Genomic DNA, 18,366 nt, shown 5'->3' on the forward strand with positions numbered 1-18,366 from the left:
CGGGCGGCCCGGCGCCCGCGGGCCGGGCATCACCTCACCCCCGGCTTCCGGAGACGGTCTCGCGGGCGGCACGCAGGGATTCCTTCAGCGAGCCCATGGTGGCGAGGACGGCGGTCGGTTCGTAGCCGCAGTGCGCCATGCAGTTGGCGCAGCGCTCGTCCTTGCCGCGGCCGTACTTGTCCCAGTCGGTCTCCTCGACGAGCTGGCGGTAGGACGGGACGTAGCCGTCGGCCATCAGGTAGCAGGGCCGCTGCCAGCCGAAGAGCGAGTAGTTGGGGATCGCCCAGGCGGTGCACGGGAAGTCGGCCTTGCCCTCCAGGAAGTCCAGGAAGAGCGGCGAGTGGTTCAGCCGCCAGCGCCGCCGGTTGCCGCCCGCGAAGGCCTTGCGGAACAGCTCGCGGGTCTGTTCCACGCCCAGGAAGTGCTCCTGGTCGGGCGCCTTCTCGTAGGCGTAGGCGGGCGAGATCATCATCTCGTCGACCTTCAGGTCGTCGTTGAGGAAGTTGAGCACCTCGATGACGGTCTGCGGGGTGTCGGTGTTGAAGAAGGTGGAGTTGGTGGTGACCCGGAAGCCACGCCGCTTGGCCTCCTTGATGGCCGCCACCGCCTCGTCGAACACGCCCTCCTTGGCCACCGACTCGTCATGCCGTTCGCGCAGGCCGTCGATGTGCACGGCGAAGGCGAAGTACGGCGACGGCGTGAAGTCCTGGATCTTCTTGCGCAGCAGCAGGGCGTTGGTGCAGAGGAAGACGTACTTCCGCTTGGCCACGAGCTGGCGCACGATCTCGTCGATCTGCGGGTGCATCAGCGGCTCGCCGCCCGCGATGGACACCATCGGCGCGCCGGACTCCATGACCGCCCCGACCGCCTGCGCGACCGGCATGCGCTGCTTCAGGACTCCGGCCGGGTGCTGGATCTTCCCGCAGCCCTCGCATTTGAGGTTGCACGCGTAGAGCGGCTCCAGTTCGACGATGAGCGGGAACTTCTGCCGCTTGCGCAGCTTCTGTTCGAAGAGATAGGTCCCTACCCGGATGGTCTGGCGAAGCGGCATGGCCATCTGGCTCACCTCCTGGGGAGCAGCAAAGAACGGTGCCATTCAAAGAAAGCGGGCAATACGGAACGGAGAACACGGAAGGCCGATATTCCCCCGCGCACCGTGCCGATCCGGACGAGCTCGTGCTCCGGAGCGTCCACGACCACTCGTACGGCCGCAACCGGGCGTGACTTCAGGCCCGTGCTCAGCGCGCTGCGCAGGGTGGCGGCGGACTCCATGTCGACCGCGATCGCCCCGGTGCCCCGGAGCTGGGCCCGCTCCTGGCCGCGCACGACGTGGTCGGAGCCGGTCAGCGGGCCGGTGTGGACGGTGCGGCCGGGCACCGCCCGCGCCAGCGCCTCGACCAGCAGCTCCGTGCCCGTGCACGGGGTGGAGCCGCCCGGACCGCGGGTCTCGTCGGCGACCACCAGGTCACCCGGGTGCATGCCCGGCTCCAGCCCGGCACAGAACCCGGACGCGACGACCGCGGCGCCGCGCAGCTCCCCGCCCTCCAGCGCCCTGGTGACGGCACGCTGGGCGTTCGCCGGGCCCATGCCCGTACGCAGCACGGTCACCGGGCCGGGCGACGCGGCACCGTGCCGCCTGCGGCCGCTGCGCAGCGCGAGCTGCTCGATGCCGAGCGCGCAGGCGATCAGCATCGGCGCGGCGACCGGCACCGGCGACGGCACCGGCACCGGCGCGGTGGGGAAAGCGGAACCGGAAGGCTCCGGTTCTGCCGCCATCAGGCCCCCTTGCCGAGCCGGCCGACCACCGGTTCGCCGTTGACGTACCGGCCGAGCGCGGTCAGCGGGAAGACCTGCCGGTACAGGTGGTAGTTGATGGAAAAGTCCCAGGGGAAGCCGGTGCCGGTGAAGTACGGCTCGTCCCAGGAGCCGTCCTCCCGCTGGGTCTCGGCGAGCCACAGCACGCCCCGCTCCACGGCCTTGGACTCCCGCTCCCCGGCCGCCAGCAGGGCCATCAGCGCCCACGCCGTCTGCGAGGCGGTGGAGGCGCCGTGGCCGATCCACTCCTGCTCCCGGTAGGAGCGCAGGTCCTCGCCCCAGCCCCCGTCGTCGTTCTGGACGGACTCCAGCCAGGCGACGGCGCGCCGGATGGCGGGGTGCGACGGGGGCAGCCCGGCCGCGGTGAGGGCGGGCACCACCGAGCCGGTGCCGTAGACGTAGTTGACGCCCCAGCGCCCGAACCAGGCGCCGCTCGCCTCCTGTTCGGCCAGCAGCCAGGCGATTCCCCGGCGGGTACGGGGGTGGTGCGCCTTGCCCTCGTGGGCCAGCATCTCCACCACGTGCGCGGTGACGTCGGCGGACGGCGGGTCGATGACCTCGCCGAAGTCGCAGAACGGCAGCCGGTTGGGGAAGGGGCTGGTGTTGTCGGCGTCGAAGGCGGCCCAGGCGCCGTCGCGCGACTGCATTCCGGCCGTCCAGGTGGCACCCCGCCGTACGGCCGCCTCGACCTGCTCCGGGTGCGGGTGCTTGACGCGGCGCAGCGCGAGGATCACCTCGGCGGTGTCGTCGATATCGGGGTAGGTGTCGTTGTGGAACTCGAACGCCCAGCCGCCGGGGGTGAGTCCGGGCCGGCGGACGGCCCAGTCACCGGGGCGGACGATCTCCTCGCCCAGCATCCAGTCGGCGGCCTTCACGAGCGCCGGGTGGTCGGGGCGCAGCCCGGCGTCGGCGAGCGCGATGGTGGCCAGGCAGGTGTCCCAGACGGGCGACTGGCAGGCCTCGATCATGCGGGCGCCGTCGTCGCGCCACACGGCGAACCGGTCGAGCGACTCCAGGCCGGCGCGCATCACGGGGTGCTCCAGGTCGTAGCCGAGCAGGTGGAGCGCGATGAGGGAGTAGACGGCGGGTGGCTGGATGCCGCCCCAGCAGCCGTCGTTCTCCTGCCGCTCGATGATCCAGCGGGCGGCGGTGTTCATGGCCGCATCGCGCAGCGGGCGCGGGGCGACCTTGTGGTACGCGTGCAGCGCCTTGTCCAGCCGCTGGAAGGTGCCCTCCCAAGTCCCCACGGGTGCCAGGGGCTTGGGCGGGTTGGGGACACGGGGGTCGGTGTGCAGCTCATCGAGGGCGAAGGGCGCGGGGCGGACGGGCCGTTTGGCGGAGACGACGGTGAGCGGCACGATGGTCTGGCGGGCCCAGCAGCCGAAGTCGTAGATGTTGAGCGGGAACCACTTCGGCAGGAAGATCAGCTCGGGTGGCAGCTCGGGCAGGTCCTCCCACCGCCACCAGCCGAACAGCGCCAGCCAGATGCGGGTGAAGACGCGGGCGGCGGCGATGCCGCCCCGGTCGCGGATCCAGGCGGCGGCGCGGGCCATGTGCGGCTCGTCGGGCCGGTCGCCGGCCAGGCGCAGCGCCACGTACGCCTCGACGGTGGCGGACAGCTCGCCGGGACCGCCGTAGAAGGTGGCCCAGGTACCGTCCTCGCGCTGCCTGCCGCGGATGTGGAGGGCGGCGGCGCGGGTGGTGGCCTCGTCCTGGACGCCGAGGAACTGCCGCAGCAGGAGGTCCTCTGCGTCCATGGTGACGTTGGTCTCCAGGTCGCCCTTCCACCAGCCCTCGTCGTCCTGGCGGGCGAGGAGGTGGTCGATGGAGCGTTGGGCGGCCCGCGCGGCGACTTCCCGTACGTCGCTCGGGGCGGTCGTGGTCGTCGTGGTGGTGGCGGTGGTCGTTCCGGTGGCCGAGGGGGCGCGGGGCTCCAGGGCCCCGGTGCTTCCGTCGGTCGTCGCTGTCATGGCTTCCCCTTCGTGCAGTTGGCGTTCTGCGGCTGCGGGTGGGCCGTCGGCCGGTGCGCGGTGCTGCACCGGCCGGCGACTAGCGATTCATATGGTGCGGGGCATGCTCCCGATGGCGGTCATCGCTTGCGTACGACGACGAAGTCCGCGAGCGCGGTGAGCTGGGCGCGGACCCGTTCGGGCATGTCGACGCGGTGCAGCGCCTCGATGGCGACGGCGTGCTGCCGGCGGGCCTCCTCGGAGGTCCAGGCGCGGCCGCCCGCCTCCTCGATGAGCGCCGCGCGCATGGCGAACTCCTCCTCGGAGAAGCTGTCGAGGTCGGGGTTCTTGGCGTCGGCCGCGAGCAGTTCGCCGAGGCGCTCGGAGGCCGGTCCGCCGGCGGCGAGGGCGGCGACGACCGGGAGGGACTTCTTGCGCTGGCGCAGGTCGCTCCAGGTCTGCTTGCCCGTGGCCTCGGGGTCGCCCCAGATGCCGAGCAGGTCGTCGACAGCCTGGAAGGCGAGGCCGAGGTGGTAGCCGTACGCCTCCAGGGTGTCGGCGGTGCGGTCGTCCGCGCCGCCGAGGACGGCGCCGATGGAGCAGGCGCAGGCGAGCAGGGCGCCGGTCTTGTTGCCCTCCATCACCAGGCACTCCTCGACGGTGACCCGCTCGCGGTGCTCGTAGGAGATGTCCTGGGCCTGGCCGTCGATGAGCTTGCGGGTGGCGGTGGTGAGCCGGCGGGTGGCGCGGCCGGCCTCGACGGTGCCGAGCTCCAGCAGCAGCTCGTTGGCGAGGGCGAAGAGCGCGTCGCCGACGAGGATGGCCTGCGCCGGGCCGTGGACCTTCCACACGGTGTCGCGGTGGCGGCGCTGCTCGTCGCCGTCCATCAGGTCGTCGTGGAGCAGGGAGAAGTTGTGCACGAGCTCCACGGCGACCGCGCCGGGGATGCCGACCTCGGGCGCCACGCCCGCCGCCTCGGCGGACAGCAGGGCGAGGGCGGGGCGTACGGCCTTGCCGCTGTCGCCGTCGGCGGGCAGCCCGTGGGCGTCGATCCAGCCGAAGTGGTAGGCGGCGACGGTGTCCATGGGCGGCGCGAGCCGCTTCACCGCCTCGCGCAGGACGGGCGTGGACATGGTCCGGCCCCGCTCCAGCAGTGCGGTGACGTCCGCGGTGTCGACGGCCGGGTTCACCGGGGGCACAGTCGGCACGGTCTCTCCTCTGGTTCCAGTACTCAGGCTCATGCCGCCTCCTCGAGCGGATGTACATGGGGGCGGCCGAGGGCCGTGAGGGCGGCGCCCGCGGCGGTGAAGCCGCTGCGTACGGCGCCCTCCATGGTCGCGGGCCAGCCGGTGGCGGTCCACGCGCCGGCCAGGTGGAGGCCGGGCGCGTTGGTGCGGGCGCCGGGCCGCAGCCGTCCGACGCCGGGGGCGGGGGCGAACGTCGCTGTCCGCTCCCGGGTGACGAAGAAGTCCCGGACCTTGGCGCCGCGCGTCGCGGGCAGCAGCTTTTCCAGTTCGGGCAGGTAGCGCTCGCGGAGCACGGAGACGGGCTCGTCGATCTCGTCCTCGGCGGCCGACTGGGACAGCGCCAGGTACTGGCCGTCGGTGTATCCGGAGGCGTCGGTGCGGTCGAAGACCCACTGGACCGGGGAGCCGAGCGCGGCGAAGAACGGCCGGCGCAGCACCTTGCGGTCGTACAGGACGTGGACGTTGAGGATCGGGGCGGTGCCGATGTCCAGCAGCCTGCCCGGGTCGTCCAGGGCGCCGTGCGGCAGCAGGTCGTGCGCCTCGCGCTGCGGTACGGCGAGGACGACGGTGTCGGCCTCCAGCCGTTCGCCGGGCACGTCGACGGACCAGCGGCCGTGCGCGCTGGGGAGGACGGCGGTGACCTTGGTGCGCAGTTCGGTGCGTACGCCGGCGGCGTCGAGCGCCTTGCGGGCGAGGGTGTCGTGCAGCTCGCCGAGGGGGACGTGCGCCCAGCCGATGTCGGCGGCGCCGGGGTCGGTCAGGAGGGCGGTCTTGAAGACCATCGCGGCCAGGCCCATGGAGGAGTGCGGGGCGGTGGCGTTGAGGGTGGCGACGCCGATCAGGTCCCACAGGGCTTCGACGGTGCGGGAGGACTGGCCCTGGCGGGCGAGCCAGGTGGCGAAGTCGATGCCGTCGAGGGCGGGGTCGGCCGGGTCGAGCTTCCGCAGGGCGAGGGCGGCGCGGCCGACGCTCGCGCGCTCGGTGAGCGACAGGTGCGGGTAACCGGCGAGGCTGGCGGCGAGGTGGAGCGGTACGGGCAGGTCGGTGCGGCGCAGCCGGCCGAGGCGGGGGCCGCGCGGGTGGGCGACGTCGAGGACGGGTACGTCGAGGCGGCGCTGGAGGGGCGCGAGGTGGGCGCCGCCGACGCGGTCGAGGAACCAGCGGTAGGCGGTGCAGCAGCGGAGGTAGACGTGCTGGCCGTTGTCGACGGCGAGGTCGCCGCGCTTGAAGGAGAAGGCGAGGCCGCCGAGGCGGGGGCGGCCTTCGAGGAGCGTGACGCGCAGTCCGGACTCGGCCAGGCGCAGGGCGGCGGTGATGCCGGCGAGGCCGCCGCCGACGACCACGGCGTGCCCGGGCGTGGCGTGGCCCGGTGTCAGCTCGTCGCTCATGCGGTCTCCCGTCGGGTCTTCGCGGTCAGGGACGCGAGGCGGTGGCGGAGGGTTGCCGAGCGCCGATTGTGCCGGTTCGCCGGCCCGGTCGCGGGCATCGTGGCCATCTAGGCGCGCCTCCTGAGCTGCCGGCGGGAGACGGTACGGGCGTCCAGGCCGGACAGGCCGCGCACGGCGACGTACGCCTTCTCGCGGCCGGGCAGGGTGACGCGGCCGCGCAGGACGGCCTCGGGGTCGCGCTCGATGCGGTCGAGGAGCCGGCGGTAGATGCCGGCCATGGCGGCGACGCAGGCGCCGCTGCGCCGGTCCAGCATGGGCAGCAGCCGGTAGCCCTCGGCGAACAGGGCGCGGGCGCGCCGGACTTCGTAGTGGACGAGGCCGGTGAAGTCGGCGCCGGGGGGCGGGGTGGCGGTGCGGAAGCCGTCGGAGCAGCCGAACTTGGCGAGGTCGTCGGCAGGGAGGTAGGTGCGTCCGGTGCCGGCGTCCTCGCGAAGGTCGCGGAGGATGTTGGTGAGTTGGAGGGCGAGACCGAGGGTATCGGCGTACTCGGGGGCGCGTTCCGCGCCGCGTGCGCCGGGAGTCGTGCCGAAGATGGCGAGCGAGAGCCTGCCGATGGCCCCGGCGACGCACCGGCAGTACACCTTGAGGTCGTCCCAGGTCTCGTACGTCTCGCCGCGCACGTCCATCAGGACGCCGTCGATGAGCTCGTCGAGGCCGCCGAGCGGGAGCGGGAAGCGTCGGGCGGTGTCGGCGAGCGCGACGGCCACCGGGTCGGTGTCGTCCTCGCCGACGGCGCCCTCGCGGACGCGGTCGAGCAGTTCGCGGGTGGCTTCGAGCCGGTCCGCCTTGGCCTCGGGGGCGAGGGTGCCGTCGCCGATGTCGTCGACCCGGCGGGAGAACGCGTACAGCGCCGACATGGCCTGCCGCTTCTCGGCCGGCAGGAGGCGGATGCCGTAGGCGAAGTTCCGGGCCTGCTGTCCGGTGACGGCCTCGCAGTAGCCGTAGGCGGCCGCGACCGGCGCGGGCATCTCGGTGTGTCCCTCCACGGTGGCGCTCACCCCTCTCCACGCGCTCTGCGCAGCACGGTGCCCACCGCGCGCAGCAGGCCGGCCCTGGTGGCCCTGGGCGGCCCGGGGAGTACGTCGTGTCCGGCGGCCGTGATCGCGTCGAGGGCGGCGTGCCCGCCGCCCACGAACCCGGCGAGGAGGAGCCGGAGCCTGCCCCGGACGCTGCCCACGAGGGGGGTGCCGTCGTTGAGGAGCCGGCGGGCGCGTTCGGCCTCGTACGCGATCAGGGAGCGCACCGGGGCGCCCGCGGTGGGGCGGGCCAGGTCGGCCTCGGTGACGTGGAACCGCTTCATGTCCTCGGCCGGGAGGTAGATCCGGTCGTGGGCGAGGTCCTCGGCGACGTCCTGGAGGTGCTCGACGATCTGGAGGGCGGTGCAGACGGCGTCCGAGTGGCGTACGCGTTCGGGGCTGGTGGTGCCGGTGATGTCCAGGACGAGGCGGCCGACGGGGTTGGCGGAGAGCTCGCAGTAGGCGGCGAGGCCGTCGTACGTCTCGTAGCGCCGGACGACCTGGTCCTGGCGGTTGGCCTCGATCAGGCCGAGGAACGGCTCGGGGGTGAGCGCGTGGCGCCGCACGGTGGGCCGCAGGGCGCGCAGCAGCGGGTGGGACGGGGTGCCGTCGAAGACGCGCCGCAGGTCCGCCTCGAAGGCGTCGAGGAGAGCGAGCCGGTCCGTCTCGCCCTCGGCGCCCAGGTGGCGGGCGTCGGCGCCGCCGGGGGCCAGGTCGCCGTCGCCGATGTCGTCGACCAGCCGGGCGTAGCCGTAGACGGCCATCAGGTCGTCGCGCCAGGCGCGGGGCAGGAAGAAGGGGGCCACGGGGAAGTTCTCGCGCGCGGCCTTGTCGAGTGTGGCGCGCGTGGCGGCGTCGGGGCGCACCTGCCGGGTACCTGTCACTTCGGACTGCCCGGCGCGGGGACGGCGGGACCCTTGCGGACGCGGGGCTGGGGATTCACCGTCATTGCCGTCACGTCTCCCGTTCTACACTGCCGACCCAATACATCCTATTTCGGACACGCCGCCGGTCCGGTGGAGTGGGGCGCTGCCCCGGCACGGCGGGAGGCCCGGGCAATATCGCCCCACTTGCCGCGAATAAGACCGGTACAGCTTACGTTGTACAACGTCCGCGACCGCGTCGGGGTGTTACACGCACGGGAACAGACGTGCCCCTGGCGTCAACCACCCGGCGGGCCATGGGACTTGACCGAAACATGGCATCCCGGTCGGTTGGTACGACAGGCGCACACCCACCGTGAGGGCCCCCGCCGCGCTCCGGCAGGGGCCCTTCCCGGTCGGTTCCGTCCGGCCCGGCCGGACTACCTGCCGGTCTCCTTCTCGTACGCCCTGAGCACCTCGGCCGTGGGGCCGTCCATCAGCAGCTCGCCCTTCTCCAGCCACAGGACGCGGTCGCAGGTGTCCCTGATCGACTTGTTGCTGTGGCTGACCAGGAAGACCGTGCCGGCCTCCTTGCGCAGCTCCCGGATGCGCTCCTCGGAGCGGATCTGGAACTTCCGGTCACCGGTGGCCAGCGCCTCGTCGATCATCAGGACGTCGTGGTTCTTGGCGGCCGCGATGGCGAACCGGAGCCGGGCACCCATGCCCGAGGAGTACGTCCGCATCGGCAGGGTGATGAAGTCGCCCTTCTCGTTGATGCCGGAGAAGTCGACGATGTCCTGGTAGCGCTCCTTGATCTCCTCGCGCGACATGCCCATCGCCAGGCCGCCGAGGATCACGTTGCGCTCACCGGTCAGGTCGCCCATCAGGGCCGCGTTCACGCCCAGCAGCGACGGCTGGCCGTCGGTGTAGACCTTGCCGCGCTCGCAGGGCAGCAGGCCCGCGATGGCCCGCAGCAGGGTCGACTTGCCGGAGCCGTTGGTGCCGATGAGACCGATGGCCTCGCCCCGGTACGCGGTGAAGGACACCCCGCGCACGGCGTGCACCTTGCGCACGCCACGGGACTCGCCCTTGTCGCGGCGGATTATCCGGCTGAGCGCGGCGGTCGCGCTCCCCTTGCCCCCGCCGCCGCCGTTGACCCGGTACACGATGTGCACGTCGTCGGCGATGACGGTGGGGATCCGCGCGCCGTCGGCGGCGGTCGCGGTCACGTCGTCGGTGTGGTCAGCCACGGCCGTACCGCTCCTCTGCCTTCCAGAAGTACACGAACCCGGCGACGCCGACCAGCACCGCCCACAGCAGGCCCGCGAACCAGACGTGCGAGGGCAGGTTCTCGGAGCCGTACCCGTCGATCAGCGCGAACCGGATGAGATCCATGTAGATCGCCGCCGGGTTGTACATCAGGACCTCGGCGATCCAGGCCGGCTTGTCCTGGAGCATGATCGGGATCGAGAACATCACGCCCGAGCCGTACATCCAGGTGCGCATGACGAACGGCATGAGCTGGGCCAGGTCGGGGGTCTTGCTGCCGAGCCTGGCCATGATCAGCGACAGGCCGACGTTGAAGACGAACTGGAGCGCCAGCGCCGGGACGATCAGCAGCCAGCTCATCGACGGGTAGCTGCCGAACGCCGCCGCGATCACGAACAGCACGATCATGGAGAACATGAGCTGCTGGAGCTGCTGGAGCGCGAAGGAGATGGGCAGGGACGCGCGCGGGAAGTGCAGCGCCCGCACCAGGCCCAGGTTGCCCGAGATCGCCCGCACACCGGACATCACGGACGTCTGCGTGAACATGAAGACGAAGACGCCCGTCACCAGGAACGGGATGTAGACCTCTTTCTCCATGCCCCGCCCGGCGTTCAGGATCAGGCCGAAGATGAGGAAATAGACCGCCGCGTTCAGCAGCGGTGTCGCCACCTGCCAGAGCTGGCCGAGCTTGGCCTGGCTGTACTGGGCCGTGAGCTTCGCCTGGGAGAAGGCCAGGATGAAGTGACGGCGCCCCCAGAGCTGCCGGACGTACTCGGCCAGCCCGGGCCGGGCACCGCTGACCGACAGGCCGTACTTGGCTGCCAGCTCCGCCGGGGACAGGCCCTCGTCCGGCGATGGCGGGGCGGTCACGGCGATCGCTCCGTCATGGGTTGTCTCACTCACAGGTCCGAAACTTTCGTGTTCACGATGCGCGGCAGATGGGGTCGGGCGGCGGGTCAGGTGGCGGCCAGGCCCCGGGTGCCCCGAACTTGTCGGTGACGAGCTTGTCAGATGACGGGCGGGCGGCCCAGTCTGGTGAGGCGCCACACCGTACGCCACTTCATGGGGCGGCGCGGCCCGCACGAGGTGGTCCAGCCCTCCTTGAACCCGCCGAACCAGGCCTTGAGCGCCGCCGGCGAGGGGCGCCGGGCCAGGGTGAGCAGCAGCCAGACGCCGAGGTACAGCGGCACCAGGGGCGCGGGCAGGTTGCGGCGGGCCAGCCAGACGCGGTTGCGGGCGATCATGCGGTGGTAGACGGCGTGCCGGGACGGCGCGGTCGTCGGGTGGTGCAGGACCATGTCCGCGCGGTAGTCGATCATCCAGCCGGCGTCGAGGGCCCGCCAGGCGAGGTCGGTCTCCTCGTGCGCGTAGAAGAACTCGTCCGGCAGCCCGCCCACCTCGGCCAGCACCTTCGTACGGACGGCGTTGGCGCCTCCCAGGAAGGTCGTCACCCGCGAGGAACGCATCGGGTCGGAGGCCCGCAGCCGGGGGACGTGCCGGCGCTGGGTGACGCCGGTGTCCGGATCGGCGATCCGGAAGCTGATGATGCCCAGCTCCGGGTCCTCGGCGAACGCCCGGCGCACCAGCTCGGCGGTGTCCGTGTTCGGCAGCAGGCCGTCGTCGTCCAGGAAGAGCAGGGCGTCCACGTCGGTGCCGCCGGGGCCGAAGGCCTCGATGCCGACGTTGCGGCCGCCGGGGATGCCCAGGTTCTCCGGGAGGTCGATGGTGCGCACGCCCTCGGGGACGCCGGTGACGGGCGCGCCGTTGCCGACGACGACGACCTCGACCGGGTCGCCGTCCTGCTTGCGGACGGACTCGATCAGGGCACGGAGGTCGTCGGGGCGGTTGCCCATGGTGATGATGACGGCGCCCAGCTTCATCGGCGTACTCACAGCCACCTCACTTCAGCCTGCTCGACGCGAGGATGGAGACCAGGTGCAGCACCGTCTGGAGCAGCGCGATACCGGCCAGGACGGCGACGCCGAGGCGGGAGAAGTACAGATCGCCCCGGACCGTGTCCGCCACCGCGAGGACCACGATGAGCAGCGACGCCTCGATGCCGAGGACGAGCCGGTGGAACTTCAGCGCCGCGGCGGCCTTGCGGGCCAGCGCCATGCCGGACGAGCGCGGCTCGGCGGCCGACTCCTTGACCGGCGGCAGGCCGCCCTGGTGCCGGGCGACGCCGACCAGGTCGGTCTCGGCCTTGATCAGGATGGCGCCGAGCGCGGCGAGGGTGCCGAGGAAGGCCCACAGCCAGTCGACCCGGCCGCTGCCCCACAGGTCGGCGGCGCGCAGGCCGAAACCGACCAGCACGGCCGCGTCGCACAGGTAGGCGCCCACGCGGTCCAGGTACACCCCGCCCAGCGAGAACTGCTTCTTCCACCGGGCCACCTCGCCGTCGACGCAGTCGAGCAGCAGGTAGAGCTGGACCATGAGCGCGCCGAGGAGCGCCCCGGGGATGCCCGGGATCAGCAGCGCCGGGGCGGCGAGGACGCCCGCGAGGGTCATCACGTACGTGAGCTGGTTCGGGGTGACCTTCGTGGTGACCAGGAGGCGCGTGATGCGCAGGGAGATCTCGCGCATGTAGAGGCGGCCGCCCCAGTGCTCACCGCTTCGACGGTCCTTCACTCCAGCCGGATGGACGACCGGGCGGAGTTCAGCTACGGATGGTCTTGGCATAGTCGGCGTACGCGTCCCTGATCTGGTCGGTGGACAGGTCGAGGTGCTCAAGGATGGTGAAGCGTCCGGGGCGGGTCTGCGGTGCGTACTCCACGGCCGCGACGAACTCGTCCGGGGAGAACCCGATCTCTTCGGGCAGCACCGGAAGGCCGTGCCGGCGCAGCACATCGGCGAAGAGCCCCGACTGCTCGGGGGCGCCGCGCAGGTGCATCGCGAAGGCGGCGCCGAGTCCGACCTGCTCACCGTGGAGCGCGGAGCGCGCCGGGTAGAGCAGGTCGAAGGCGTGGGAGATCTCGTGGCAGGCGCCCGACGAGGGGCGGGAGTCGCCGCTGATCGACATGGCGATGCCGGACAGGACGAGGGCCTCGGCGAGCACGATGAGGAACTCGTCGTCGGAGACGCCGCCGGGGTGGCGGAGCACGGACTCGCCCGCCGTACGGGCCATGGCGGCGGCCAGACCGTCGACCTGCTCACCGGTGTGCCGGTGGGACAGCTCCCAGTCGGCGATCGCCGAGATGTTGGAGATCGCGTCGCCGATGCCGGAGCGGACGAACCGCGCCGGGGCCTCACGGATCACGTCGAGGTCGACGACCATGGCGATCGGCGAGGGGACGCCGTACGAACCGCGCCCGTTGTCGTTGTCGAGGATGGAGACCGGTGAGCAGATGCCGTCGTGCGAGAGGTTCGTCGCGACGGCGACCATGGGCAGGCCGACGCGCGCCGCGGCGTACTTCGTCACGTCGATGATCTTGCCGCCGCCCAAGCCGACCACGGCGTCGTACCGCTTGCCCTTTATCTCGTCGGCGAGCCGGACGGCGGAGTCGATCGTGCCGTCCGCGACCGGATACCAGTCGGCGTCCGGCAGCAGCGGCGCGAGCTTCTCGCGCAGCGCCTGGCCGGAGCCGTTGCTGATCGCCATGGCCAGTTGGCCCGAGGCGGAGATCCGCTGGTCGACCAGGAGGCCGGCCAGGTCGTCCATCGCCCCGCAACTGATGTCGACGACGACGGGTGAGGGGATGAGCCGGGTCAGTACAGGCACGCGATCTCACGGCCCTTCGCGAGGTCGTCGTGGTTGTCGATCTCGACCCACTTGACGTCGCCGATGGGCGCCACGTCGATCTGGAAGCCCCGGTTGACCAGCTCCTGGTAGCCGTCCTCGTAGTAGAGGTCCGGGTCGCGCTCGAAGGTGGCCTTCAGGGCGTCGGCGAGCTCGGCGGCGGCCTCGGGCTCGATGAGGGTGACGCCGATGTACTCGCCGGTGACGGTGGCGGGGTCCATCAGCTTGGTGATCCGCTGGACGCCCTTGCCGTCGGCGGTGATGACCTTCATCTCCTCGTCGGCGAGGTTCTTCACCGTGTCGAGGGCGAGGATGATCCGCCGGCCGTTCCCGCGGGCGGCGAGGAGGGTCTGCTCGACGGAGACCGGGTGCACGGTGTCGCCGTTGGCGAGGATGACGCCCTCCTTCAGGACGTCACGGGCGCACCACAGGGAGTAGGCGTTGTTCCACTCCTCGGCCTTGTCGTTGTCGACGAGGGTGAGCTTCAGGCCGTACGTGGCCTCCAGCTCGGCCTTGCGCGCGTACACGGCCTCCTTGCGGTAGCCGACGACGACGGCGGCCTCGGTGAGACCGACGGCGGCGAAGTTGGCGAGGGTGAGGTCGAGGACCGTCTTCTCGCCGTCCACGGGCACGAGGGCCTTCGGGAGCGTGTCGGTGTAGGGGCGCAGACGCCGTCCGGCACCGGCTGCCAGTACGAGGCCGATCATGCGGGTTCTCCTTCGTCATGTACTGCGGGTGCTCCGGAGGACACCCAGAAGCGGATGGACTCCACGAGCACGACCAGCGCGACGGCCACCGCCAGGGCGGTGAGCGCGAGGGTGAAGTGGTCGCCTGCCGTCAGGGTCGCGGCGAGGACCACCACGACGAGCGTGCGGACCTCGTGCCCGCCGATCGTCCGCACCAGCCACGCGGGCGGCGCGCCGGTGCCGCCGCGGATGCGGTACACCGTGTCGTAGTGATGGTAGGCGACGGCCGCTACCAGGCCGAATGCGGCGGGAAGCGCTCCCGGGGCCTCGGAACGGGCGGCCAGGACGAGGACCGTGACGTACTCGGCGGCCCGGAAGACGGGCGGGACGAGCCAGTCGAGGGCGCCCTTGAGGGGCTGCGAGACGGCGAGGCCCGCGAGCAGGGCGTAGACCACGGCCGCGCCCACGAGGCCCTCGGGGCTGCCCGAGACGAGGGCGCTGCCCAGCACCACGGCGGCGAGCAGGGCCGCGACGACGGGCGTGTTCGGATAGAGCCGGCCGGCGCGGCCGCGCGACTTCGCCACCAGTTCGGCGATCGGCCCGGAGTCGGCGAGGTCGGCCAGCGCCTGGGCGGCGCGGTCGGTGCGGGCGGCCTTGCGGGTCAGGGAGCGCAGGAGGCGGCCGGCGGTGGTGTAGCAGGCGGCGAAGGCGCAGCCGACGAGCAGGGCCCAGAAGACGATCCGGGGGGTGGCGACCGCCGTCAGCACGGCGATCATGGCCCATCGTTCACCGATGGGCAGGACTATCATCCGGCGCACCCAGACCGTCCAGCCCCGGGCGTCGAGCTTGTCGGAGAGCGCGGCGGTGGGGCTCGTGTTGGCGGTGGCGTCGTGGTTGGCCTCGTTGAAGGAGAAGTCCACGACGTGGCGGCAGGTCTGGAGGACCATCGCGCCGAGCGCCAGCGCCCATACGTCGTCGCCGCCGCGCGCGGCACCGAGCGCGAGGCCGGCGTAGTAGGCGTACTCCTTGGCCCGGTCGAAGGTCGCGTCGAGCCAGGCGCCCATCGTCGAGTACTGGAGCGAGTAGCGGGCGAGCTGCCCGTCGGTGCAGTCCAGGACGAAGGACAGGAGGAGCAGCAGCCCGGCCGCGACGAACCCGCCGCGCGTGCCGGTCGCCGCGCATCCCGCCGCGACGAGCGCGGTGAGGAGGGAGGCGGTGGTGACCTGGTTCGGGGTGAGGCCCCGGCGGGCGCACCAGCGGGCGATGTAGCGCGAGTACGGGCTGATGAAGAAGGTGGTGAAGAAACCGTCACGCGCCTTCACGGCGGACCGGAGCCGTACGGCCTCGTCGTCGACGGCCTCGACGGCGTCCCGCGTCTCCTTGCGGCTCTGCGGGTCCACGGGCACGGCCGCCACCAGCGACCCGAGCTCGGGCCGGTGCACGGCCACCCCGTCGGCCGCGAGCGCCTCGGCGAGGCGGTCGGGCAGGGTCCGGACCTGCGGCGGCGCGGTGTCCCGCGTCGCGGGGGCGGCTTCGGTCGCGGTCCCGGCGGCGCCCGGCGGTGTCGCGGCTTCCGCGTCCGTGGCGGTGGCGGCCGTGGCGGTGGTGGCTTCCGCGGGCGTGGCGGTGGCAGCTTCGGCACCGGTGGCGGGGCCGTCCGTCGACCGCGTCAGGGCCCGGGTGAGGGCCGCGCGGGCCTCGGGCTGGGCCGTGAGCGCACCGGGGGCCGTGGCGGCCGGGAACCGGGGGTCCGTCAGGGCGAGCCGCAGCGCGTGGACGTGGCCCACGAAGCGCGGGTCGACGACCGCGACGCGCTCGGCGGCCGGGGCGGCGGCGAGCAGCGCGGCGGTCTCCCGCTCGTCGGCGGCGACCCGGACGTCGAAGCCCAGCGACCGCAGATCGCCCTCGAGCGGCGATCCGGGTACCGGAGGACCGGTGAGGATGGCGGTCGACAGACGAACTCACTCCTTGGAGCTGAACGGGGCTGGTGCACGGCGGCTCGGCCCGGTCACGGGCGGCGGCACGTCGGCAGAGGCTATCGGATGAACGGAAGCCGAAGTTCACTGAGGTTTCCCGGCATCCGACGGCCGTCCGCCAGGACGCGATCATCATCGTCGATGGGCACCCGGCCCCACAAACCGCGGGTGGGCGACGCATAGGGTGGCCGTCATGACGTGGTTGATCACAGGCGGTACGGGATACATCGGCGCCCATGTGGCCAGGGCCATGGCGGAGGCGGGCGAGGGGGTCGTCGTCCTCGACGACATCTCGACGGGCGTCCCCGAGCGGCTGCCCACGGACATCCCGCTGGTGCGCGGCTCGCTGGGCGACCGGGAACTGGTGGACCGGACGCTCGCCGGGCACGGGGTGACCGGTGTGGTGCATCTCGCGGCGAAGAAGCAGGTCGGCGAGTCGGTCGAGCAGCCGCTGCGCTACTACCGGGAGAACGTGCACGGGCTGACCGTGCTGCTGGACGCCGTGGTCGCCGCCGGGGTGGACCGCTTCCTCTTCTCCTCCTCGGCCGCCGTCTACGGCGTACCGGACGTGGAGCTGATCGACGAGGACACCCCGGCGGTACCGATCAATCCGTACGGGGAGACCAAGCTGGCCGGAGAGTGGCTGGTCCGGGCGACCGGCCGTGCCCACGGCATGGCGACGGCCTGCCTGCGCTACTTCAACGTGGCCGGGGCCGTGCGGCCCGAGCTGGCGGACACCGGCGTGTTCAACATCATCCCGATGTTCTTCGACCGGATCACGCGCGGTGAGGCCCCGCGCATCTTCGGTGACGACTACCCGACGCCGGACGGCACCTGCATCCGCGACTACATCCATGTCGCGGACATCGCCGACGCCCACCTCGCGGTCGCCCGCCGCCTCGACGGCCGGAAGGGCGACCTGACCCTGAATATCGGGCGCGGCGAGGGCGTGTCCGTACGGGAGCTGGCCGACCTCGTGGCCGAGGTCACCGGCAGCGGCCACGAGCCGGTGATCGAGGCGCGGCGGCCGGGCGACGCGGCGAAGGCGGTGGCGTCGGTGGACCGGATCACCGGGGAACTGGGCTGGACGGCCTCCCTCGGGGTGCGCGACATGGTCGAGTCGGCGTGGGAGGGCTGGTGCCTCCGCCACCCCGAGGCCCGCGCCGGGGCCCGTACCCGCTGATCGCCCGCACGCTGATCGCCCGTACCCGCTGATGGCCCGTACCCGCTGATCGTCGCGGGGCCCTCACGCCGGTGGTCGCGCCGCCCTGACCAGGTGACATAACTGCAGGTCAGGGCATATGACAACGGTGTTCAGTACCGGGTTGCAGATACCCCCCACCCGTAGTTCACTGGCCGGTGTCGTCGATCACGGGAGGCGTTCCATGGGGGCTGGGCACGATCACGGGCACGGGCACGCGCACGGCGGCCCGCCGCCGACGGGGACCGCGGCCGCCGCGTACAAGGGGCGGCTGCGGATCGCGCTGGCGATCACGCTCGCGGTCATGGTGGCCGAGATCGTCGGCGGTGTCCTCGCCGACTCCCTCGCGCTGATCGCGGACGCCGCGCACATGGCCACCGACGCCGTCGGTCTCGCCATGGCGCTGCTGGCCATCCACTTCGCCGCCCGACCGGCCGACCAGCGGCGTACCTTCGGGTTCGCGCGGGCCGAGATCCTGGCAGCGCTGGCGAACTGTCTCCTCCTGCTCGGCGTGGGCGGCTACCTGCTGTTCGAGGCGGTGCAGCGGTTCATCACGCCGGCCGAGACGAAGGGCGGGGTGGCGATCGCGTTCGCCCTGTTCGGCCTGCTCGCCAACATGGTCTCGCTGTCCATCCTCGTACGGGGCCAGCGGGAGAGCCTGAACGTGCGCGGCGCGTACCTGGAGGTCCTCGCGGACGCGCTGGGTTCGGTGACGGTGCTGGTCTCGGCCGGGATCATCCTGGCGACCGGCTGGCAGGCGGCGGACCCGATCGCGTCCCTGGTGATCGGCCTGATGATCGTCCCGCGCACGCTGAAGCTGCTGCGCGAGACGCTCGACGTGCTGCTGGAGGCGGCCCCCAAGGGCGTGGACATGGCGGAGGTACGGGCGCACATACTGGCCTTGCCGGGTGTGCAGGACGTGCACGATCTGCACGCCTGGACCATCACGTCCGGGATGCCGGTGCTGTCGGCGCACGTGGTGGTGCATCAGGAAGCCCTCGATTCGGTGGGACACGAGAAGCTGCTGCACGAGCTCCAGGGGTGCCTGGGCGACCACTTCGACGTCGAGCACTGCACGTTCCAACTGGAGCCGAGCGGCCATGCCGCGCACGAGGCGAAGCTCTGTCACTGATAGTGTTCTTCGGTCCGTGCCTGTGAGA

The 18,366-nt window shown here is 72.2% G+C and carries 16 protein-coding genes; 2 read left to right on the forward strand and 14 right to left on the reverse strand.

What is annotated here, in order from left to right:
• Positions 1-34: 34 nt before the first annotated feature.
• The 14 genes from hpnH to ACZ46W_RS02010 all read right to left on the reverse strand — a co-directional run bounded on the left by hpnH (position 35) and on the right by ACZ46W_RS02010 (position 15,984).
• Positions 35-1,057, reverse strand: a complete 1,023-nt coding sequence (gene hpnH, locus ACZ46W_RS01945; RefSeq protein WP_468329779.1) for an adenosyl-hopene transferase HpnH — start codon at positions 1,055-1,057, stop codon at positions 35-37.
• Between the two features lie 5 nt (positions 1,058-1,062).
• Positions 1,063-1,692: a phosphorylase family protein gene (locus ACZ46W_RS01950; protein WP_468332365.1), complete on the reverse strand. Its 630-nt coding sequence runs from the start codon at positions 1,690-1,692 to the stop codon at positions 1,063-1,065.
• 83 nt (positions 1,693-1,775) lie between these two features.
• Complete coding sequence (gene shc, locus ACZ46W_RS01955) at positions 1,776-3,785, reverse strand: squalene--hopene cyclase (RefSeq protein ID WP_468329782.1); 2,010 nt, start codon at positions 3,783-3,785, stop codon at positions 1,776-1,778.
• Positions 3,786-3,904: 119 nt separating this feature from the next.
• Positions 3,905-5,005: a polyprenyl synthetase family protein gene (locus ACZ46W_RS01960; protein WP_468329785.1), complete on the reverse strand. Its 1,101-nt coding sequence runs from the start codon at positions 5,003-5,005 to the stop codon at positions 3,905-3,907.
• Positions 5,002-6,399: a hydroxysqualene dehydroxylase HpnE gene (gene hpnE / locus ACZ46W_RS01965; protein ID WP_468329788.1), complete on the reverse strand. Its 1,398-nt coding sequence runs from the start codon at positions 6,397-6,399 to the stop codon at positions 5,002-5,004. Before hpnE ends, ACZ46W_RS01960 begins: the two co-directional genes overlap by 4 nt.
• Before the next feature lie 107 nt (positions 6,400-6,506).
• Positions 6,507-7,457 carry a presqualene diphosphate synthase HpnD gene (hpnD, locus tag ACZ46W_RS01970; protein WP_468329791.1) on the reverse strand — a complete coding sequence of 317 codons (951 nt, stop codon included), beginning with the start codon at positions 7,455-7,457 and terminating at the stop codon, positions 6,507-6,509.
• Positions 7,454-8,359: a squalene synthase HpnC gene (hpnC, locus tag ACZ46W_RS01975; protein ID WP_468329794.1), complete on the reverse strand. Its 906-nt coding sequence runs from the start codon at positions 8,357-8,359 to the stop codon at positions 7,454-7,456. Before hpnC ends, hpnD begins: the two co-directional genes overlap by 4 nt.
• Positions 8,360-8,778: 419 nt before the next feature.
• Positions 8,779-9,588, reverse strand: coding sequence for an ABC transporter ATP-binding protein (locus ACZ46W_RS01980; protein WP_468329797.1), 810 nt, complete (start codon positions 9,586-9,588; stop codon positions 8,779-8,781).
• Positions 9,581-10,510, reverse strand: coding sequence for an ABC transporter permease (locus ACZ46W_RS01985; RefSeq protein ID WP_468329800.1), 930 nt, complete (start codon positions 10,508-10,510; stop codon positions 9,581-9,583). Before ACZ46W_RS01985 ends, ACZ46W_RS01980 begins: the two co-directional genes overlap by 8 nt.
• Before the next feature lie 104 nt (positions 10,511-10,614).
• Positions 10,615-11,487, reverse strand: coding sequence for a glycosyltransferase family 2 protein (locus tag ACZ46W_RS01990; RefSeq protein ID WP_468332368.1), 873 nt, complete (start codon positions 11,485-11,487; stop codon positions 10,615-10,617).
• A 19-nt stretch (positions 11,488-11,506) separates the two neighbouring features.
• Entirely contained in the window at positions 11,507-12,286 is a 780-nt protein-coding gene (locus ACZ46W_RS01995) for a CDP-alcohol phosphatidyltransferase family protein (RefSeq protein WP_468329803.1), read from the reverse strand.
• Positions 12,264-13,325, reverse strand: a complete 1,062-nt coding sequence (locus tag ACZ46W_RS02000; protein WP_468329806.1) for an iron-containing alcohol dehydrogenase family protein — start codon at positions 13,323-13,325, stop codon at positions 12,264-12,266. The genes ACZ46W_RS01995 and ACZ46W_RS02000 overlap by 23 nt, the downstream gene beginning before the upstream one ends.
• Positions 13,313-14,050 (reverse strand): phosphocholine cytidylyltransferase family protein, encoded by a 738-nt coding sequence (locus tag ACZ46W_RS02005; protein ID WP_468329809.1) that lies wholly within the window; start codon positions 14,048-14,050, stop codon positions 13,313-13,315. The genes ACZ46W_RS02000 and ACZ46W_RS02005 overlap by 13 nt, the downstream gene beginning before the upstream one ends.
• On the reverse strand, positions 14,047-15,984 hold the full coding sequence (locus ACZ46W_RS02010; protein WP_468332371.1) for a DUF5941 domain-containing protein: 1,938 nt from the start codon (positions 15,982-15,984) through the stop codon (positions 14,047-14,049). The genes ACZ46W_RS02005 and ACZ46W_RS02010 overlap by 4 nt, the downstream gene beginning before the upstream one ends.
• A gap of 214 nt (positions 15,985-16,198) precedes the next feature.
• Between ACZ46W_RS02010 and galE the strand changes: the two genes are divergently transcribed.
• On the forward strand, positions 16,199-17,188 hold the full coding sequence (gene galE / locus ACZ46W_RS02015) for a UDP-glucose 4-epimerase GalE (protein WP_468329812.1): 990 nt from the start codon (positions 16,199-16,201) through the stop codon (positions 17,186-17,188).
• Positions 17,189-17,390: 202 nt separating this feature from the next.
• Positions 17,391-18,338, forward strand: a complete 948-nt coding sequence (locus tag ACZ46W_RS02020; RefSeq protein WP_468329815.1) for a cation diffusion facilitator family transporter — start codon at positions 17,391-17,393, stop codon at positions 18,336-18,338.
• Positions 18,339-18,366: the final 28 nt, after the last annotated feature.

Source organism: Streptomyces sp. NPDC031064 (assembly GCF_055570965.1).